This window comes from Bacillus sp. S10(2024) (assembly GCF_050473865.1).
Lineage (GTDB): Bacteria > Bacillota > Bacilli > Bacillales > Bacillaceae_G > Bacillus_A.
Genome location: NZ_JBFLUR010000002.1, coordinates 3,422,327 through 3,440,232 on the forward strand (window position 1 = coordinate 3,422,327; position 17,906 = coordinate 3,440,232).

At 40.6% G+C, this 17,906-nt stretch carries 15 protein-coding genes and 1 other annotated feature; all 15 genes read right to left on the reverse strand.

What is annotated here, in order from left to right; translation table 11 throughout:
- Positions 1-23: 23 nt before the first annotated feature.
- Positions 24-314, reverse strand: a complete 291-nt coding sequence (gene rplW, locus AB1280_RS17455) for a 50S ribosomal protein L23 (protein WP_035433713.1) — start codon at positions 312-314, stop codon at positions 24-26.
- Positions 314-937, reverse strand: coding sequence for a 50S ribosomal protein L4 (gene rplD, locus AB1280_RS17460; RefSeq protein WP_154710857.1), 624 nt, complete (start codon positions 935-937; stop codon positions 314-316). The genes rplW and rplD overlap by 1 nt, the downstream gene beginning before the upstream one ends.
- Positions 938-963: 26 nt before the next feature.
- Positions 964-1,596, reverse strand: coding sequence for a 50S ribosomal protein L3 (gene rplC, locus AB1280_RS17465; RefSeq protein ID WP_272190986.1), 633 nt, complete (start codon positions 1,594-1,596; stop codon positions 964-966).
- Between the two features lie 33 nt (positions 1,597-1,629).
- Complete coding sequence (gene rpsJ, locus AB1280_RS17470; protein WP_001040596.1) at positions 1,630-1,938, reverse strand: 30S ribosomal protein S10; 309 nt, start codon at positions 1,936-1,938, stop codon at positions 1,630-1,632.
- A 387-nt stretch (positions 1,939-2,325) separates the two neighbouring features.
- On the reverse strand, positions 2,326-3,513 hold the full coding sequence (gene tuf, locus AB1280_RS17475; protein ID WP_272190985.1) for an elongation factor Tu: 1,188 nt from the start codon (positions 3,511-3,513) through the stop codon (positions 2,326-2,328).
- A 118-nt stretch (positions 3,514-3,631) separates the two neighbouring features.
- Positions 3,632-5,710 (reverse strand): elongation factor G, encoded by a 2,079-nt coding sequence (fusA, locus tag AB1280_RS17480; protein ID WP_272190984.1) that lies wholly within the window; start codon positions 5,708-5,710, stop codon positions 3,632-3,634.
- A 208-nt stretch (positions 5,711-5,918) separates the two neighbouring features.
- A complete protein-coding gene (rpsG, locus tag AB1280_RS17485; protein WP_020062289.1) occupies positions 5,919-6,389 on the reverse strand; it encodes a 30S ribosomal protein S7 in 471 nt (156 codons plus the stop codon).
- 29 nt (positions 6,390-6,418) lie between these two features.
- Positions 6,419-6,841 carry a 30S ribosomal protein S12 gene (rpsL, locus tag AB1280_RS17490; protein WP_429756563.1) on the reverse strand — a complete coding sequence of 141 codons (423 nt, stop codon included), beginning with the start codon at positions 6,839-6,841 and terminating at the stop codon, positions 6,419-6,421.
- A gap of 351 nt (positions 6,842-7,192) precedes the next feature.
- A complete protein-coding gene (gene rpoC, locus AB1280_RS17495; RefSeq protein WP_272190983.1) occupies positions 7,193-10,804 on the reverse strand; it encodes a DNA-directed RNA polymerase subunit beta' in 3,612 nt (1,203 codons plus the stop codon).
- Between the two features lie 37 nt (positions 10,805-10,841).
- Positions 10,842-14,375 (reverse strand): DNA-directed RNA polymerase subunit beta, encoded by a 3,534-nt coding sequence (gene rpoB, locus AB1280_RS17500; protein WP_272190981.1) that lies wholly within the window; start codon positions 14,373-14,375, stop codon positions 10,842-10,844.
- A 287-nt stretch (positions 14,376-14,662) separates the two neighbouring features.
- On the reverse strand, positions 14,663-15,262 hold the full coding sequence (locus AB1280_RS17505; RefSeq protein ID WP_272190980.1) for a class I SAM-dependent methyltransferase: 600 nt from the start codon (positions 15,260-15,262) through the stop codon (positions 14,663-14,665).
- 77 nt (positions 15,263-15,339) lie between these two features.
- Positions 15,340-15,702 carry a 50S ribosomal protein L7/L12 gene (gene rplL / locus AB1280_RS17510; RefSeq protein WP_090918586.1) on the reverse strand — a complete coding sequence of 121 codons (363 nt, stop codon included), beginning with the start codon at positions 15,700-15,702 and terminating at the stop codon, positions 15,340-15,342.
- Positions 15,703-15,771: 69 nt separating this feature from the next.
- The gene (gene rplJ, locus AB1280_RS17515; RefSeq protein ID WP_035433733.1) at positions 15,772-16,272 is read right to left on the reverse strand and encodes a 50S ribosomal protein L10; all 501 of its coding nucleotides are present in this window, start codon (positions 16,270-16,272) and stop codon (positions 15,772-15,774) included.
- A 40-nt stretch (positions 16,273-16,312) separates the two neighbouring features.
- Positions 16,313-16,454 (reverse strand) — a sequence feature (ribosomal protein L10 leader region).
- A 49-nt stretch (positions 16,455-16,503) separates the two neighbouring features.
- A complete protein-coding gene (gene rplA, locus AB1280_RS17520) occupies positions 16,504-17,196 on the reverse strand; it encodes a 50S ribosomal protein L1 (protein ID WP_035433734.1) in 693 nt (230 codons plus the stop codon).
- 181 nt (positions 17,197-17,377) lie between these two features.
- Positions 17,378-17,803 carry a 50S ribosomal protein L11 gene (rplK, locus tag AB1280_RS17525; RefSeq protein WP_001085872.1) on the reverse strand — a complete coding sequence of 142 codons (426 nt, stop codon included), beginning with the start codon at positions 17,801-17,803 and terminating at the stop codon, positions 17,378-17,380.
- Positions 17,804-17,906 lie beyond the last annotated feature (103 nt).

Consider the following 17,906-nt stretch of genomic DNA (forward strand, 5'->3'; position numbering starts at 1 on the left):
TTTCCCTCCTTCTTTAGTAAGAATTAAACTCCTTGGAAGATCTCGATTTCTTTGCTGTCAGCAGTAAGCTTAACGATTGCTTTACGACGACGGTTAGTGAAACCAGCGTGACGACCCACACGTTTTGCTTTTGGTTTGTAGTTCATGATATTTACTTTCTCAACTTCAACACCAAAGATCGCTTCTACAGCATCTTTAACTTCCGTTTTATTAGCTTTAACGTCCACATCGAACGTGTATTTTTTTTCAGCCATCATTTCCATAGAACGTTCAGTGATAACTGGGCGCTTAATGATATCACGAGGATCTTTCATTATGCAAGCACCTCCTCTACTTTTTCCACTGCCGCTTTTGTCATGATTAGCTTATCATGATGAAGCACGTCTAAAACGTTTACGCCATCAGCAGTGATTACTGTTACTCCAGGAATATTGCGAGCAGATAACTCAACTGCTTCGTTTACATCAGCAGTTACGATAAGAGCTTTCTTCTCAACAGTTAATCCTTTAAGAACTGCTACCATGTCTTTTGTTTTTGGTGCATTTAACACTAAGTCTTCAAGAACTACGATGTTGTTCTCAACTACTTTAGTAGCTAATGCAGATTTAATAGCTAAGCGACGAACTTTTTTAGGTAGTTTGTATGCATAGCTTCTTGGTGTAGGTCCGAATACCGTACCACCACCACGCCATTGAGGAGAGCGGATAGAACCTTGACGAGCACGTCCAGTTCCTTTTTGACGCCATGGTTTGCGACCTCCACCACGCACTTCAGAGCGAGTTTTTACTTTATGTGTACCTTGACGTAAAGATGCACGTTGCATCATTACTGCTTCAAAAAGTACAGCTTCGTTTGGTTCGATACCGAAAACAGTTTCAGCTAATTGGATTTCACCAACTTCAGAACCAGTTTGGTTAAATAACTTTACTTTTGGCATTGGGGTTCCTCCTTTCTTATAGAGAATTATTTGCTAGCCTTAACAGCACTACGAACAACTACAAGAGATTTCTTAGCGCCAGGAACGTTGCCTTTTACTAACAGTAAGTTGCGTTCAACATCAACTTGAACGATTTCTAAGTTTTGAATAGTCACTTGGTCTCCACCCATACGTCCAGCAAGTTTTTTGCCTTTGAATACACGGTTCGGAGCAACAGGGCCCATTGAACCAGGACGACGGTGATAACGAGAACCGTGAGACATAGGTCCGCGAGATTGTCCGTGGCGTTTAATAGCACCTTGGAAACCTTTACCTTTAGAAATACCTGTTACGTCTACAGTTTCACCTGCAGCAAAAACTTCTACTTTTACCTCTTGACCAACTTCTTGTCCTTCAACGTCTGCATCGCGAAGTTCGCGAATGAAGCGCTTAGGAGCAGTAGTTGCTTTAGCAACGTGACCTTGTTCAGGTTTGTTAGCTAATTTTTCGCGTTTGTCATCAAAACCTAACTGAATTGCATTGTAGCCATCAGTTTCAACAGTTTTCTTTTGAAGGATAACGTTTGGAGTCGCTTCGATAACAGTTACAGGAATTAGCTCGCCGTTTTCAGCAAATACTTGAGTCATACCGATCTTTTTTCCTAAGATTCCTTTGGTCATGAGTTACACCTCCTACATTTTAACTTATATAAATTATAGTTTGATTTCGATATCTACACCAGATGGTAAGTCTAAACGCATTAAAGAGTCTACTGTTTGTGGAGTAGGGCTCACGATGTCGATTAGACGTTTGTGCGTGCGCATTTCGAATTGCTCACGAGAATCTTTGTATTTATGAACCGCACGAAGAATCGTGTAAACAGTTTTTTCAGTTGGTAATGGGATTGGACCTGAAACTGTCGCCCCAGAACGTTTAGCTGTTTCTACAATTTTCTCAGCTGACTGATCAAGAATACGGTGATCGTAAGCTTTTAAACGAATACGAATTTTTTCTTTTGCCATTATTTTCCCTCCTTCGTTCGCCTATTTTAAAAATAGACATTCTCCATGGAAATTTCCACACACTCGCCATGGCAAAGCGGCCGGGTGTGTCAGCAACCTTCCACTTCATCGCAGTCAAAGACCAACATTGTTTATTATACAATGTTTCTAGCCTAGATGCAACACTTTATTTGTGCACATCATCATTTACTGTACTTTTGCTATTATACATTGTACTTTAACGAATTTCAAGTTTTGATCTCTCGTAATTCTTTTTACAGTTTTTGGTTGTGCAGTTTTGCAATTTATATATTATAGAAGAAACTCGTCAAAACTTAAAAATAGATAGTATCTATTATAAATAAAAAACCCAAGGGAAATCCCTTGGGTTTCATATATCAACTAAGATTACTCAACGATAGTTGCAACTACGCCGTAACCTACTGTACGTCCACCTTCACGAATAGAGAACTTAGTTCCTTCTTCGATCGCGATTGGAGCGATAAGCTCGATAGTCATTTCAATGTTATCGCCAGGCATTACCATTTCAGTACCTTCTGGTAATTGGATGATACCAGTTACGTCAGTTGTACGGAAATAGAATTGCGGGCGGTAGTTAGCGAAGAATGGAGTGTGACGTCCACCTTCTTCTTTAGATAAAACGAAAACTTCAGCTTTGAATTTAGCGTGAGCTTTTACAGAGCCAGTTTTAGCAAGAACTTGTCCACGTTGGATCTCTTCACGAGCAACCCCACGAAGTAAAGCACCGATGTTGTCACCAGCTTGAGCTTGGTCAAGAAGCTTACGGAACATTTCTACACCAGTTACAGTTGTAGATTTGTTTTCTTCAGTGAAACCGATGATTTCTACTACGTCACCAACTTTAACTACACCGCGCTCTACACGACCTGTAGCAACTGTACCACGACCTGTGATAGAGAATACGTCCTCAACAGGCATTAAGAATGCTTTTTCAGTGTCACGTTCTGGAGTTGGGATGTAAGCGTCAACTTCGTTCATTAGTTCGATGATTTTTGCTTCCCACTCAGCATCTCCTTGAAGAGCTTTAAGAGCAGAACCTTTAATTACAGGGATATCATCGCCTGGGAAGTCGTATTCAGATAATAGATCGCGAACTTCCATTTCTACTAATTCTAATAATTCTTCGTCATCAACCATGTCGCATTTGTTTAAGAATACAACGATGTAAGGAACACCTACTTGACGAGAAAGAAGGATGTGCTCACGAGTTTGAGGCATTGGACCATCAGCAGCAGATACTACTAAGATACCACCGTCCATTTGAGCAGCACCAGTGATCATGTTTTTAACATAGTCAGCATGGCCTGGGCAGTCAACGTGTGCATAGTGACGAGTTTCAGTTTCGTACTCAACGTGTGCAGTTGAGATTGTGATACCGCGCTCTCTTTCTTCTGGAGCAGCATCGATTTGGTCGTAACCTTTTGCTTCAGCACCACCAGCTTTTGCAAGAACTGTAGTGATAGCAGCAGTTAATGTAGTTTTACCATGGTCAACGTGGCCGATTGTACCAATGTTAACATGTGGTTTAGAACGTTCGAATTTAGCTTTTCCCATTCTAAATTCCTCCTTGATTATATAGATTATTTTATATTTAGACTAGAAAGCAAGGGGCCTAAGCCCCGCTTTCTAAGCTTACATAAGTAGTTATACTTGAACAATCGATAAAAATCAATTATTCACCTTTATTTTTTTTAATAATTTCTTCCGAAACAGACTTCGGTACTTCTTCATAATGATCGAATGTCATTGAGAATGTTCCGCGTCCTTGTGTGTTAGAACGTAATGACGTTGCATAACCGAACATTTCAGAAAGTGGAACCATCGCACGAACAACTTGTGCGTTACCACGAGCTTCCATACCTTCTACACGTCCACGGCGAGAAGTTACGTCACCCATAATGTCACCCATGTACTCTTCAGGAATTACAACTTCAACTTTCATCATTGGCTCAAGAATTACTGGGTTACATTTAGAAACCGCAGCCTTAAGTGCCATAGATGCAGCAATTTTGAACGCCATCTCAGAGGAGTCAACATCATGGTAAGATCCGTCAACTAATGCAGCTTTAATGTCTACTACAGGATATCCTGCAAGTACACCATTTTTAAGTGCATCTTCAAGACCTGCTCCAACAGCTGGGATGTATTCACGTGGAACTACACCACCGACGATCTTGTTTTGGAACTCGAATCCTTTACCTTCTTCGTTAGGTTCGAACTCAATCCAAACGTGACCGAATTGTCCACGACCACCAGATTGACGAGCGAACTTACCTTCAACTTTCGCTGAAGCGCGGAAAGTTTCACGGTATGCTACCTGAGGAGCACCAACGTTTGCTTCTACTTTGAATTCACGGCGCATACGGTCAACGATGATATCAAGGTGAAGTTCACCCATACCAGCGATGATTGTTTGGCCAGTTTCTTGGTCAGTGTGAGCACGGAATGTTGGATCTTCTTCAGAAAGCTTAGATAATGCTGTACCCATTTTATCTTGGTCAGCTTTAGATTTTGGTTCGATAGCTACAGAGATAACTGGCTCTGGGAATTCCATAGACTCAAGGATAACAAGACTCTTCTCGTCACAAAGAGTGTCACCAGTTGTAGTATCTTTTAAACCTACAGCAGCAGCGATGTCACCAGCGTAAACTGTTGAAATCTCTTCACGGCTGTTTGCGTGCATTTGTAGGATACGACCTACACGCTCACGCTTACCTTTAGTTGAGTTTTTCACGTATGATCCAGAGTTTAACACACCAGAGTACACACGGAAGAATGTTAACTTACCAACATAAGGGTCAGTCATGATTTTAAATGCTAATGCTGCGAAAGGCTCTTCATCGCTAGAATGACGTTCTACTTCTTCATCTGTATCTGGAAGAGTACCTTTAATAGCAGGTACGTCTAATGGAGATGGTAGGTAGTCGATAACTGCATCTAACAGAATTTGAACACCTTTATTTTTGAATGCAGAACCACAGATTACTGGGAAGAATTCTACAGAAGTTGTAGCCTTACGGATACCAGCTTTAAGCTCTTCTACAGTGATTTCTTCACCTTCTAGGTACTTCATCATCATTTCTTCATCAAGCTCTGCTACCGCTTCGATAAGTTTTCCACGGTATTCATCAGCTAATTCTTTATGTTCTGCAGGAATTTCAATGCGTTCGATATCTGTTCCTAAGTCGTTTGCATACATGTATGCACACTCTTCAACTAGGTCGATAATTCCCGTAAACTCATCCTCAGCACCGATTGGCAACTGAATTGGATGTGCGTTTGCTTGTAAACGGTCATGAATTGTTCCTACAGAGTATAAGAAGTCTGCACCGATCTTGTCCATTTTGTTAACGAACACGATACGTGGTACACCGTAAGTAGTAGCTTGACGCCAAACAGTTTCTGTTTGTGGTTCTACACCAGATTGCGCATCAAGTACTGCTACCGCACCATCAAGTACGCGTAAAGAACGTTCTACTTCTACAGTGAAATCTACGTGTCCTGGAGTGTCAATGATGTTTACACGATGACCTTTCCATTGTGCTGTAGTTGCCGCAGAAGTAATTGTGATACCACGCTCTTGTTCTTGCTCCATCCAGTCCATCTGAGATGCACCTTCGTGAGTTTCACCGATTTTGTGAATGCGGCCTGTGTAGTACAGGATACGCTCAGTTGCTGTTGTTTTACCAGCATCGATGTGAGCCATGATACCAATATTACGAGTGTTTTCTAAGGAGAACTCTCTTGTCATTTGGTGTCTTTCTCCTTCCTAATATGGATTGGATTTTTTTATTTTAAGTAGCAAAAAAGCCACTTTATTTTGTTACATATGTCAGTATGTCTAGTACTCTCATTATGTAAAACGAGCGCCCATTGAAAGGGAGAGGCATTCTCCCTCTCCACACTTCCATAAGCGACAAATAAAGCGGTTTATGCTTATAGTTATTTTTCGTTGTATCCTACCAACGGTAATGAGCAAATGCTTTGTTAGCTTCTGCCATTTTGTGAGTGTCTTCACGTTTCTTAACAGATGCACCAGCGTTGTTAGCTGCATCTAAGATTTCGTAAGCTAAACGCTCTTCCATAGTTTTTTCACCACGAAGACGAGCGTAGTTTACTAACCAGCGAAGACCTAAAGTTGTACGGCGTTCTGGACGAACCTCAACTGGAACTTGGTAGTTAGCACCACCAACACGACGAGCGCGTACTTCAAGAACAGGCATAATGTTCTTAAGAGCTTGCTCGAATACTTCCATTGGTTCATTACCAGTACGTTCACGAACGATGTCGAACGCATTATAAAGAATTGTTTGAGATTTACCTTTTTTACCGTCAACCATCATTTTGTTGATTAGGCGTGTTACAAGCTTAGAATTGTACATTGGATCTGGTAACACGTCACGTTTCGCAACAGGTCCTTTACGAGGCATATTGAGTTCCTCCTTTCAGTTCAAATTAATTATTTCTTAGCCGCTTTTGGCTTCTTAGTACCGTATTTAGAACGGCTTTGCATACGCTTGTCAACACCAGCTGTATCAAGCGCACCACGAACGATGTGATAACGTACCCCTGGTAAGTCTTTTACACGACCACCGCGAATTAATACTACGCTGTGCTCTTGTAAGTTATGACCAATACCTGGGATGTATGCTGTTACCTCAATACCATTTGTTAAACGTACACGAGCGTATTTACGTAACGCTGAGTTCGGTTTCTTTGGAGTCATTGTACCAACACGAGTACATACACCACGTTTTTGAGGTGCAGAGATATCAGTTGCTTTTTTCTTTAAAGAGTTGAAACCTTTGTTTAACGCAGGTGATTTAGATTTCCATACTTTATCAGTACGACCTTTTCTCACTAATTGGTTAATAGTAGGCATTAATTTATCCTCCCTTCACACGTTTGTATGACCACATATCCAGGTGGTTCATTATTAGTTGAAAACAAAGTTTTTGCAAGGAAGAGCAAAAGCTCTCCTCACAAAAACAGTTTTAACTTGTTATTTCTATCACTGAAGCTCCTACTTGCATCTCACTCATTTCCATGCTGAGATCCAGTTTTGAAAAAGTATGTTATATTGCATTGCTAAAAGCTATGACAACGTTCTAACTATACCGTGTTGAATTATCTTCAACGTTTATTAAGGAGCAACCTTGCTTATATTAACATTTTGCATTGCATCATGTCAACTAAGATTATCTTTTTTATGCAAAATTTACGACGGAAAATTTTAGTTTTCTACGTAAACCTCATCATTTTCTACATTTATTTCTTCTTGTGCTGTTTTTACAAGATCTACTCTGCGGTAACGATTCATACCTGTACCAGCTGGAACAAGTTTACCGATAATAACATTTTCTTTCAGACCAAGAAGTTCGTCACGCTTACCTTTAATTGCTGCATCAGTTAACACACGAGTTGTTTCCTGGAATGATGCTGCAGATAAGAACGAATCTGTTTCAAGTGAAGCCTTCGTAATACCAAGAAGGATTGGACGCGCTGTTGCTGGTTGTTTGCCTTGAAGCAACACTTTCGCATTTGCATCTGTAAATTGGTGGATATCAAGTAATGTTCCTGGTAATACATCTGTTTCACCAGCATCGATTACACGAACTTTACGAAGCATTTGGCGAACCATTACTTCTACGTGTTTATCACCAATTTCTACCCCTTGCATACGGTATACTTTTTGTACTTCACGAAGCAAGTATTCTTGAACTGATGTAATATCTGTTACTTTCAGTAATTCTTTCGGATCGATAGAACCTTCAGTAAGTTCTTTACCATGTTCGATGCGATGTCCTGGAGCTACTTTTAAACGAGCACCATAAGGAATTGCATACGTACGAGCTTCTACATCACCTTGTACAACAACTTCTTGGCGATCTTTCACATCGTTAATCGCTGCAACAACACCATCGATTTCACTGATAACCGCTTGCCCTTTCGGATTACGCGCTTCGAAAATCTCTTGAATACGCGGTAAACCTTGAGTGATATCGTCTCCAGCAACCCCACCTGTATGGAATGTACGCATCGTTAACTGTGTACCTGGCTCACCGATAGATTGAGCTGCGATAATACCAACCGCTTCGCCCACTTCTACGTCTGTACCAGTAGCTAAGTTACGACCGTAACACTTCTTACATACACCGTGACGCGTGTTACATGTAAATGCAGAACGGATGTACAGTTGTTCAACGCCTGCTTTTTCGATGATATGAGCGATATCTTCTGTAATTAGTTCATTTTCACGAACTAACACTTCACCTGTTTCTGGATGTTTCACAGTTTTTCTTGCGAAACGGCCTACAAGGCGATCATATAAAGATTCGATAATTTCGTTTCCTTCTTTAATCGCACCAATTAATAGACCTCGATCTGTTCCACAATCGTCTTCACGAACGATAACATCTTGTGCAACGTCAACAAGACGACGTGTTAAGTAACCAGAATCCGCAGTCTTAAGCGCTGTATCGGCAAGACCTTTACGCGCACCATGCGTAGAGATGAAGTACTCAAGTACCGTTAAACCTTCACGGAAACTTGATTTGATTGGAAGTTCGATGATACGTCCAGATGGGTTGGCCATCAAACCACGCATACCAGCAAGCTGAGTAAAGTTCGATGCGTTACCACGGGCACCAGAATCACTCATCATGAAGATCGGGTTACGCTTATCTAGAGTTTTCATCAGTTTTCCTTGGATAACGTCTTTTGCATTACTCCAAATAGAGATAACGCGATCATAACGTTCTTCTTCCGTAATTAAACCACGACGGAATTGTTTAATAACTGTATCTACTTTTGCTTGCGCTTCAAGCAAGATTTCTTCTTTTTCACCTAATACAAGGATATCCGCTACCCCAACTGTAATACCAGCTTTTGTAGAGTATGAAAATCCTAGGTTTTTCATACGATCAAGCATACGAGACGTTTCTGTAATCTTGAAACGTTTAAATACTTCAGCAATGATATTACCAAGAATTTTCTTGCTAAATGGCGCCACTTCCTCGCGACTAGCAATAATTTCTCTTACGTTAGCACCTTTTTCAACAAAGTATTCCACTGGAGTTTCTTTCTCCAAGTTTGTCTTCGTTGGTTCGTTAATGTAAGGGAAAGACTTCGGTAAAATTTCGTTGAAGATTAACTTACCAACTGTCGTTAACAACAGCTTGCTGTTTTGCTCTTCTGTAAATGTTTCGTTGTTTACAGAGCTTGCTGCAACAGCAACACGAGTATGCAAGTGTACATATCCGTTTTGGTATGCAAGTATTGCTTCGTTTGTATCTTTGAAAATCATACCTTCACCAATCGCACCTTTGCGCTCAAGTGTTAAGTAGTAGTTACCTAATACCATATCCTGAGACGGTGTAACAACTGGTTTTCCATCTTTCGGGTTCAAGATGTTTTGTGCAGCTAACATAAGAAGACGAGCTTCCGCCTGTGCTTCTGATGATAACGGAACGTGAACCGCCATTTGGTCACCGTCAAAGTCCGCATTGTATGCAGTACATACAAGTGGATGCAGACGAATTGCACGACCTTCTACCAATGTAGGTTCAAACGCTTGAATACCAAGACGGTGAAGCGTTGGAGCACGGTTTAAAAGTACAGGGTGTTCTTTAATTACAGACTCTAAAACATCCCAAACTTCAGGTTGTACTCGTTCAATTTTACGTTTAGCACTCTTAATGTTGTGCGCTAAACCTTTTCCTACTAACTCTTTCATAACGAAAGGTTTGAACAGTTCCAGCGCCATTTCTTTTGGCAGGCCGCATTGGTACATTTTTAAGTTCGGTCCTACAACGATAACGGAACGACCAGAGTAGTCAACACGTTTACCTAATAAATTTTGACGGAAGCGTCCTTGCTTACCTTTTAACATATGTGAAAGAGATTTTAACGGACGGTTACCAGGTCCAGTAACTGGACGGCCACGACGACCGTTATCAATTAAAGCATCTACTGCTTCTTGTAACATACGCTTTTCGTTTTGGACGATAATGCTTGGTGCACCTAAGTCTAATAAACGTTTTAAACGATTGTTACGGTTAATTACACGACGATATAGGTCGTTTAAGTCAGAAGTTGCAAAACGTCCACCATCTAACTGTACCATTGGACGAAGTTCTGGTGGGATAACTGGAAGAACATCTAGAATCATCCAAGATGGTTCGTTTCCAGAGTTACGGAATGCTTCTAATACTTCTAGACGTTTAATAGCACGAGTACGACGTTGTCCTTGCGCTGTTTTTAACTCTTCCTTTAAGAAGTCTACTTCTTTATCTAAATCGATATCTTGTAATAACTTCTTAATTGCTTCCGCGCCCATAGCAGCTTGGAAAGAGTTTCCGTATCTGTCACGATACGCACGGTATTCTTTCTCCGAAAGAAGTTGCTTCTTATCAAGCGGTGTATCGCCGCTTTCTGTTACTACATATGAAGCGAAATAAATTACTTCTTCAAGCGCGCGAGGGGACATGTCTAAGACAAGTCCCATGCGGCTTGGGATACCTTTGAAATACCAAATATGAGATACTGGAGCAGCTAATTCAATATGACCCATACGTTCACGACGAACTTTCGCACGCGTTACTTCAACGCCACATCGATCACAAACTACACCTTTATAACGGACACGTTTATATTTACCACAATGACATTCCCAGTCTTTTGTTGGACCGAAAATACGCTCACAGAACAAACCGTCTTTCTCTGGCTTCAATGTACGATAGTTAATCGTCTCGGGTTTTTTCACTTCCCCATATGACCAAGAGCGAATTTTGTCTGGTGATGCAAGTCCAATCTTCATATATTCAAAGTTGTTTACATCTATCAAGGGGCCTACCTCCCTTTTAGTCTACAGGTTATCCCAATTATTCCTTCGTTGTCTCAACTTCGACATTTAATTTCTCTGCTGACTGATGATCATCATCGTCATCAGTATCACGCATTTCAATTTCAGTATCGTCGCTAGACATCATCTTAACATCCATACCTAAACTTTGTAATTCCTTAATCAATACTTTGAATGATTCAGGAACACCTGGTTCTGGAACGTTTTCGCCTTTTACAATCGATTCGTACGTTTTCACACGCCCAACAACATCATCCGACTTAACTGTTAAGATTTCTTGAAGAGTATATGCAGCACCGTAAGCTTCAAGTGCCCAAACCTCCATCTCACCGAAACGCTGTCCACCGAACTGCGCTTTACCTCCAAGAGGCTGCTGCGTTACAAGTGAGTATGGTCCAGTAGAACGAGCATGAAGTTTATCGTCAACCATATGTGCAAGTTTAATCATATACATAACACCAACAGATACACGGTTGTCGAACGGTTCACCAGTACGTCCATCATAAAGAATCGTCTTCGCATCACGCGCCATACCAGCTTCTTCGATTGTTCCCCATACATCTTCCTCACGAGCGCCATCGAATACTGGTGTTGCAACGTGGATACCAAGATACCTTGCTGCCATACCAAGATGAAGCTCTAACACCTGACCGATATTCATACGAGATGGTACCCCTAATGGGTTTAACATGATATCGATTGGTGTACCGTCTGGTAAGTAAGGCATATCTTCTTCCGGTAAAATACGGGAGATAACACCTTTATTACCGTGACGACCGGCCATCTTGTCACCTTCAGAAATTTTACGTTTTTGAACGATATATGCACGTACAAGTTGATTTACACCCGGTGGCAATTCATCGCCATCTTCACGGTTGAATACTTTTACGTCTAAGATAATACCGCCACCACCGTGTGGTACACGTAGTGATGTATCACGTACTTCACGAGCTTTCTCACCAAAGATTGCATGTAATAGACGCTCTTCAGCTGTTAACTCTGTTACACCTTTTGGCGTTACTTTACCAACAAGCAAGTCTCCGTCTTTTACCTCTGCACCGATGCGGATAATACCGCGCTCGTCAAGGTTACGAAGCGCATCTTCACCAACGTTTGGAATGTCTCGTGTAATTTCTTCTGGTCCTAGCTTTGTATCACGAGCTTCAGATTCATATTCTTCAATATGAATTGAAGTATACACATCATCTTTTACAAGGCGCTCACTCATAATGATCGCATCCTCGTAGTTATAACCATCCCACGTCATAAAGCCAACAAGCACGTTACGACCAAGTGCAAGTTCACCTTTTTCCATAGAAGGACCGTCTGCAAGAATCTCACCTTTTACAACTTCATCGCCAACACTTACGATTGGACGTTGGTTGTAACAAGTTCCTTGGTTAGAACGGATGAATTTCAACATTTTGTAGCGATCTAAGTCACCTTTTACTTTTTGACCGTCTACTTCGATATAACGACGTACCCAAACTTCGCGAGCTTCTACACGTTCAACGATACCAGGATGTTTACAAATTACTGCAGCACCTGAATCTTTCGCTGATACGTACTCCATACCAGTACCTACAATTGGAGATTCTGGATTCATAAGTGGAACTGCTTGACGTTGCATGTTCGCACCCATTAGCGCACGGTTCGAGTCATCATTTTCTAAGAACGGGATACAAGCTGTCGCAGCAGACACAACCTGTTTTGGAGAGATATCCATGTAGTCAATACGTTCACGTTTTACTACAACGTTCTCGTCGCGGAAACGTGCTACAACGTCTTCATCAAGGAAATCTCCATCTTCAGATAAACGTGCATTTGCTTGGGCAACAACATAGTTATCTTGTTCATCAGCTGTTAAGTAATCTACACGTGTTGTTACACGTCCAGTTTCTGGATCAACACGGCGATATGGTGTTTCAATGAAACCAAATTCATTTACTTTCGCAAACGAAGATAGAGAGTTAATCAAACCGATGTTTGGTCCCTCTGGCGTTTCGATTGGACACATACGACCATAGTGAGAGTAGTGAACGTCACGCACTTCAAAGCCTGCGCGTTCACGCGTTAAACCACCAGGTCCTAATGCAGATAGTCTTCGTTTATGTGTTAACTCTGCTAATGGGTTTGTTTGATCCATAAACTGAGATAACTGAGAACTACCGAAGAACTCTTTAATAGATGCAATAACCGGGCGAATGTTAATTAACGCTTGCGGTGTAATTGCATTTGTATCTTGAATTGACATTCTCTCACGAACAACACGTTCCATACGAGAAAGACCGATACGGAATTGGTTTTGTAACAATTCCCCTACAGAACGTAGGCGGCGGTTCCCTAAATGGTCAATATCGTCTGTGTCCCCTACTTTATATAGAAGATTAAAGAAATAGCTAATAGATGCAATAATATCGCCTGGTGTAATATGTTTTACATCGCGATCGATGTTCGCATTACCAATAATATTGATAGAACGCTCTCCATCTGCATCTGGAGCATAAATCTTAATAGATTGCAATTCAACATCGCCTTCTACCACTCCGCCCATTGGCTTCGCTGTTTTAAAACCAATGTTCTTTTCTAAGTAAGGTAAAATACGATCTAATGTACGACGATCTAAGATTGTTCCTTCTGCTACTAAAATTTCACCTGTCTCAGGATCCACTAAAGTTTCAGCTAAACGTTGGTTAAACAATCTGTTTTTGATGTGTAATTTCTTATTAATTTTGTAGCGACCTACATTCGCTAGATCATAACGTTTTGGATCAAAGAAGCGAGAAACAAGCAGACTCTTCGCATTTTCTACTGTTGGTGGTTCACCTGGACGTAGACGCTCATAAATTTCAAGCAATGCTTTTTCTGTGCTATCCGTGTTATCTTTTTCTAGCGTATTACTTAAGTATTCGTTATCACCTATTAATTCGGTGATTTCTTGATCAGAACCAAACCCTAATGCGCGTAACAAAACAGTTACAGGCAGTTTACGCGTACGATCGATACGCACATAAACAACATCCTTAGCATCTGTTTCATACTCCAACCAAGCTCCGCGGTTTGGAATTACAGTAGCAGTAAATCCACGTTTTCCGTTTTTGTCCACTTTTCCGCTGTAGTATACACTTGGTGAACGAACTAACTGAGAAACAATAACGCGTTCTGCACCGTTAATTACAAATGTTCCAGTCTCTGTCATGAGCGGGAAATCCCCCATGAACACATCTTGCTCTTTTACTTCACCAGTTTCTTTATTGATTAGACGCACTTTTACACGAAGTGGTGCTGCATACGTCACATCACGCTCTTTACACTCTTCTACAGAATATTTCGGTTCACCTAAACTGTAGTCGATAAACTCAAGCGATAAATTTCCCGTAAAGTCTTCAATCGGAGAAATGTCTTGGAACATTTCTCGCAAACCCTCATCAAGAAACCACTGATAAGAAGAGGTTTGAATTTCGATAAGATTTGGTAATTCTAATACCTCACTAATACGGGCATAACTTCTTCGTTGGCGGTGTCGTCCGTATTGAACTAGTTGACCTGTCAACTGCTTCACCCCTCAAATCAAGAGTATTATAAACGCACAAAAATGTGCAAAATCACAACTAAATACGACTAACGCAAATTACGTAGTCTTTTTCTCTAAAAAGATAGATACGTTGAGTGTTTCTACCTGCTCAAAAAGAAAAATGGCTTCTATAAGAAAACCATCATTCTGTTTCATAATCTGCTGATTTTACTATCTTTTCCAAGAGAAGCAAAAATATACATCATTCTCAACGCAGAAAATCATATATAGGCATTTTATAATGTTAACACAACCAAAAATAACCGTCAACGTTTTTTTGATTTTATGATATAATAGCCTTTTTTCTTTTCTACGACTTCCACTTCATCAAATACTTCTTCTAATCTTTTCATCGCGGATGGCGCACCTTGTTTTTTCTGGATTACAATCCACAACTCACCGCCCGGCACAAGATGATCCACCGCTTTTTCTAGAATCTCATGCACCACGTGCTTCCCAGCTCGTATTGGCGGATTAGATAGAATAGCAGCGTATTCTCCACTCACATTTTCATATACACTACTTTGATAAATTCGAACATTTCCAATTTGGTTATTAGCAGCGTTTTCCTTCGCAAGCCCGAGCGCCCTTTCATTTACATCCACCATATGAACTGTGCACTCTTGAAACTCTTTCGCTAAAGATAAACCTATCGGACCATATCCACACCCAACATCTAATACATCACCTTGGGCATCCGGCATTTGAAAGACTTCAATTAAAAGACGCGAACCAAAATCCACTTCATTTTTCGAAAATACTCCGTGGTCAGATAAGAAAACAAATCGAGATCCCCTGAGCGTATATTCCCAACGTTTACGATTACTTTTACTAGAAGGATCGTTAGAAAAATAATGGTCTGCCATATGGCCACCTCTTTTCTTTACAGTTAAAAAAAAAGCTCGCATGAGAGCGAGCTTTTTTTTAAAGCCTCAAAAGTTAATTACTTAACTTCTACAGCAGCGCCAACTTCTTCAAGTTTAGCTTTGATTTCTTCAGCTTCTTCTTTAGAAACGCCTTCTTTAACTGCTTTTGGAGTGTTGTCAGCTACTTCTTTAGCTTCTTTTAATCCAAGACCAGTGATTTCGCGAACAACTTTGATAACTTTGATTTTTTGAGCGCCTGCATCAGCAAGTACTACATCAAATTCAGTTTTCTCAGCAGCAGCTTCACCAGCAGCGCCACCCATTACAGCTACAGGAGCAGCAGCAGTTACGCCGAATTCTTCCTCGATAGCTTTTACTAAGTCGTTAAGTTCTAATACAGTCATATTTTTAACTGCTTCAATGATTTGTTCTTTAGTCATTGTAAATATCCTCCTTATTAAATAAGTTCATATTGTTTGATCGATAATACGTAATTATCTTTTAAAAAATTAAGCGCCTTGCTCTTCTTTTTGATCAGCAACAGCTTTTGCAGCAAGTGCAAGGTTGCGGATTGGAGCTTGAAGAACGCTAAGAAGCATAGAAAGTAAGCCTTCACGTGATGGAAGAGTAGCGATAGCTTTAACCTCATCAACAGTTACAAGTTTACCTTCAATCACACCAGCTTTAATTTCTAAAGCTTCGTGATTTTTAGCAAAATCATTTAATACCTTTGCAGGAGCAACTACATCTTCGTTACTGAACGCGATAGCGTTTGGTCCTGTTAGGAATTCGTTTAACTCAGTTAGTTCAGCAACTTCTGCAGCACGACGAGTTAAAGAGTTTTTGTAAACTTTGAACTCAACGCCAGCTTCACGTAATGCTTTACGTAATTCCGTTACTTCAGAAACTGTTAAACCACGGTAGTCAACAACGATTGTTGATTTACTTTCGCTAAGTTTACCAGCGATTTCAGTTACAACATGTTGTTTTGCTTCGATTGCTTTAGTCATGTTATTACACCTCCTGTAGATTATATAGAAGATGTACCGAAAGTGCACTAAAAAGCCTCCGTGCCCAGTTATAGACATGGAGGCATATAGTCACAGAAAAATTCCGTTCCGTATATTTACACCTCGGTAGGATATTAAGCCAAAATGGCACCTACTGTCTACGGTACACTATTAAAATTCACAACATAGATGATTATATTAGAACTTCATCATGAAGTCAACTTCCAATTTTTACGCAATAGTTGAAACGTCAACACGTACGCCAGGTCCCATTGTAGAAGCAACTGTTACGTTCTTCATGTAAGTACCTTTTGCAGCAGCTGGTTTAGCTTTTAGAAGTGCATCAGCAACCGTTTCTAAGTTTTCAACTAATTTCGCATCTTCGAAAGATACTTTACCAATTGGTACATGGATGTTACCAGCTTTATCAACGCGGTATTCTACTTTACCAGCTTTGATTTCGTTAACTGCTTTTGTTACGTCGAAAGTAACTGTTCCAGTTTTAGGGTTTGGCATTAAACCTTTAGGTCCTAATACACGACCAAGTTTACCAACTTCACCCATCATGTCAGGAGTTGCTACTACTACGTCAAAGTCAAACCAACCTTGTTGGATTTTGTTGATGTAGTCTGCATCACCTACGAAGTCAGCTCCAGCAGCTTCAGCTTCTTTTAGTTTTTCGCCTTTAGCGAATACTAATACACGTTGTACTTTACCAGTACCGTGTGGAAGAACAACTGCACCACGAATTTGTTGGTCAGCTTTCTTAGGATCAACACCTAAACGGAATGCAGCTTCTACACTTGCATCAAATTTAGCTGTGTTTGTTTTCTTTACTAATTCTACTGCCTCTGTTGCAGAGTAAGCAGTCGCGCGATCAACAAGCTTTGCAGCTTCTACGTACTTTTTACCTCTTTTAGCCATTTTTATTTCCTCCTCAATGTGGTTTTAGCGGAATAACCTCCCACGTTTACGCCTTCTTTTCGATACAATCGAGGATGTGCGCCCATCCTTTTATTTAAAAAACGACATTCATTTACGATAATAAAGGTTGCGAATTGGAACACCAGACCCGCAACCTCTTTTACAAAAAAAACAAATCGAATTAGTCTTCGATAACAATGCCCATACTGCGTGCAGTACCTTCAACCATACGCATTGCAGCTTCTACGCTAGCAGCGTTTAGGTCAGGCATTTTAGTTTCAGCGATTTCGCGAACTTTATCACGCTTAACAGTTGCCACTTTATTACGATTTGGTTCACCAGAACCAGACTCGATACCAGCTACTTTCTTAAGAAGAACAGCAGCAGGAGGAGTTTTAGTAATGAAAGTGAATGAACGGTCTTCAAATACTGTAATTTCAACAGGAATGATTAGACCAGCTTGATCTGCTGTACGAGCGTTGAACTCTTTACAGAAGCCCATGATGTTAACACCTGCTTGTCCTAATGCTGGACCAACTGGTGGAGCTGGGTTAGCTTTACCTGCAGGAATTTGAAGTTTTACCATTTTAATTACCTTTTTAGCCACGAGACACACCTCCTTAAGTCCGTGATGTGGTCAATGGGCAATTATTTTTTGCCCTCCCACTTCATATTTTATCTTTAGCGATAAAATTTTTCAAAAAACGTCT

Coding starts and splice junctions, on each gene's coding strand:
- rplW (WP_035433713.1), bottom strand. CDS start 314: ATGAAAGATCCTCGTGATATCATTAAGCGCCCAGTTATCACTGAACGT.
- rplD (WP_154710857.1), bottom strand. CDS start 937: ATGCCAAAAGTAAAGTTATTTAACCAAACTGGTTCTGAAGTTGGTGAA.
- rplC (WP_272190986.1), bottom strand. CDS start 1,596: ATGACCAAAGGAATCTTAGGAAAAAAGATCGGTATGACTCAAGTATTT.
- rpsJ (WP_001040596.1), bottom strand. CDS start 1,938: ATGGCAAAAGAAAAAATTCGTATTCGTTTAAAAGCTTACGATCACCGT.
- tuf (WP_272190985.1), bottom strand. CDS start 3,513: ATGGGAAAAGCTAAATTCGAACGTTCTAAACCACATGTTAACATTGGT.
- fusA (WP_272190984.1), bottom strand. CDS start 5,710: ATGACAAGAGAGTTCTCCTTAGAAAACACTCGTAATATTGGTATCATG.
- rpsG (WP_020062289.1), bottom strand. CDS start 6,389: ATGCCTCGTAAAGGACCTGTTGCGAAACGTGACGTGTTACCAGATCCA.
- rpsL (WP_429756563.1), bottom strand. CDS start 6,841: ATGCCTACTATTAACCAATTAGTGAGAAAAGGTCGTACTGATAAAGTA.
- AB1280_RS17505 (WP_272190980.1), bottom strand. CDS start 15,262: ATGGCAGACCATTATTTTTCTAACGATCCTTCTAGTAAAAGTAATCGT.
- rplL (WP_090918586.1), bottom strand. CDS start 15,702: ATGACTAAAGAACAAATCATTGAAGCAGTTAAAAATATGACTGTATTA.
- rplJ (WP_035433733.1), bottom strand. CDS start 16,272: ATGACTAAAGCAATCGAAGCAAAACAACATGTTGTAACTGAAATCGCT.
- rplA (WP_035433734.1), bottom strand. CDS start 17,196: ATGGCTAAAAGAGGTAAAAAGTACGTAGAAGCTGCAAAGCTTGTTGAT.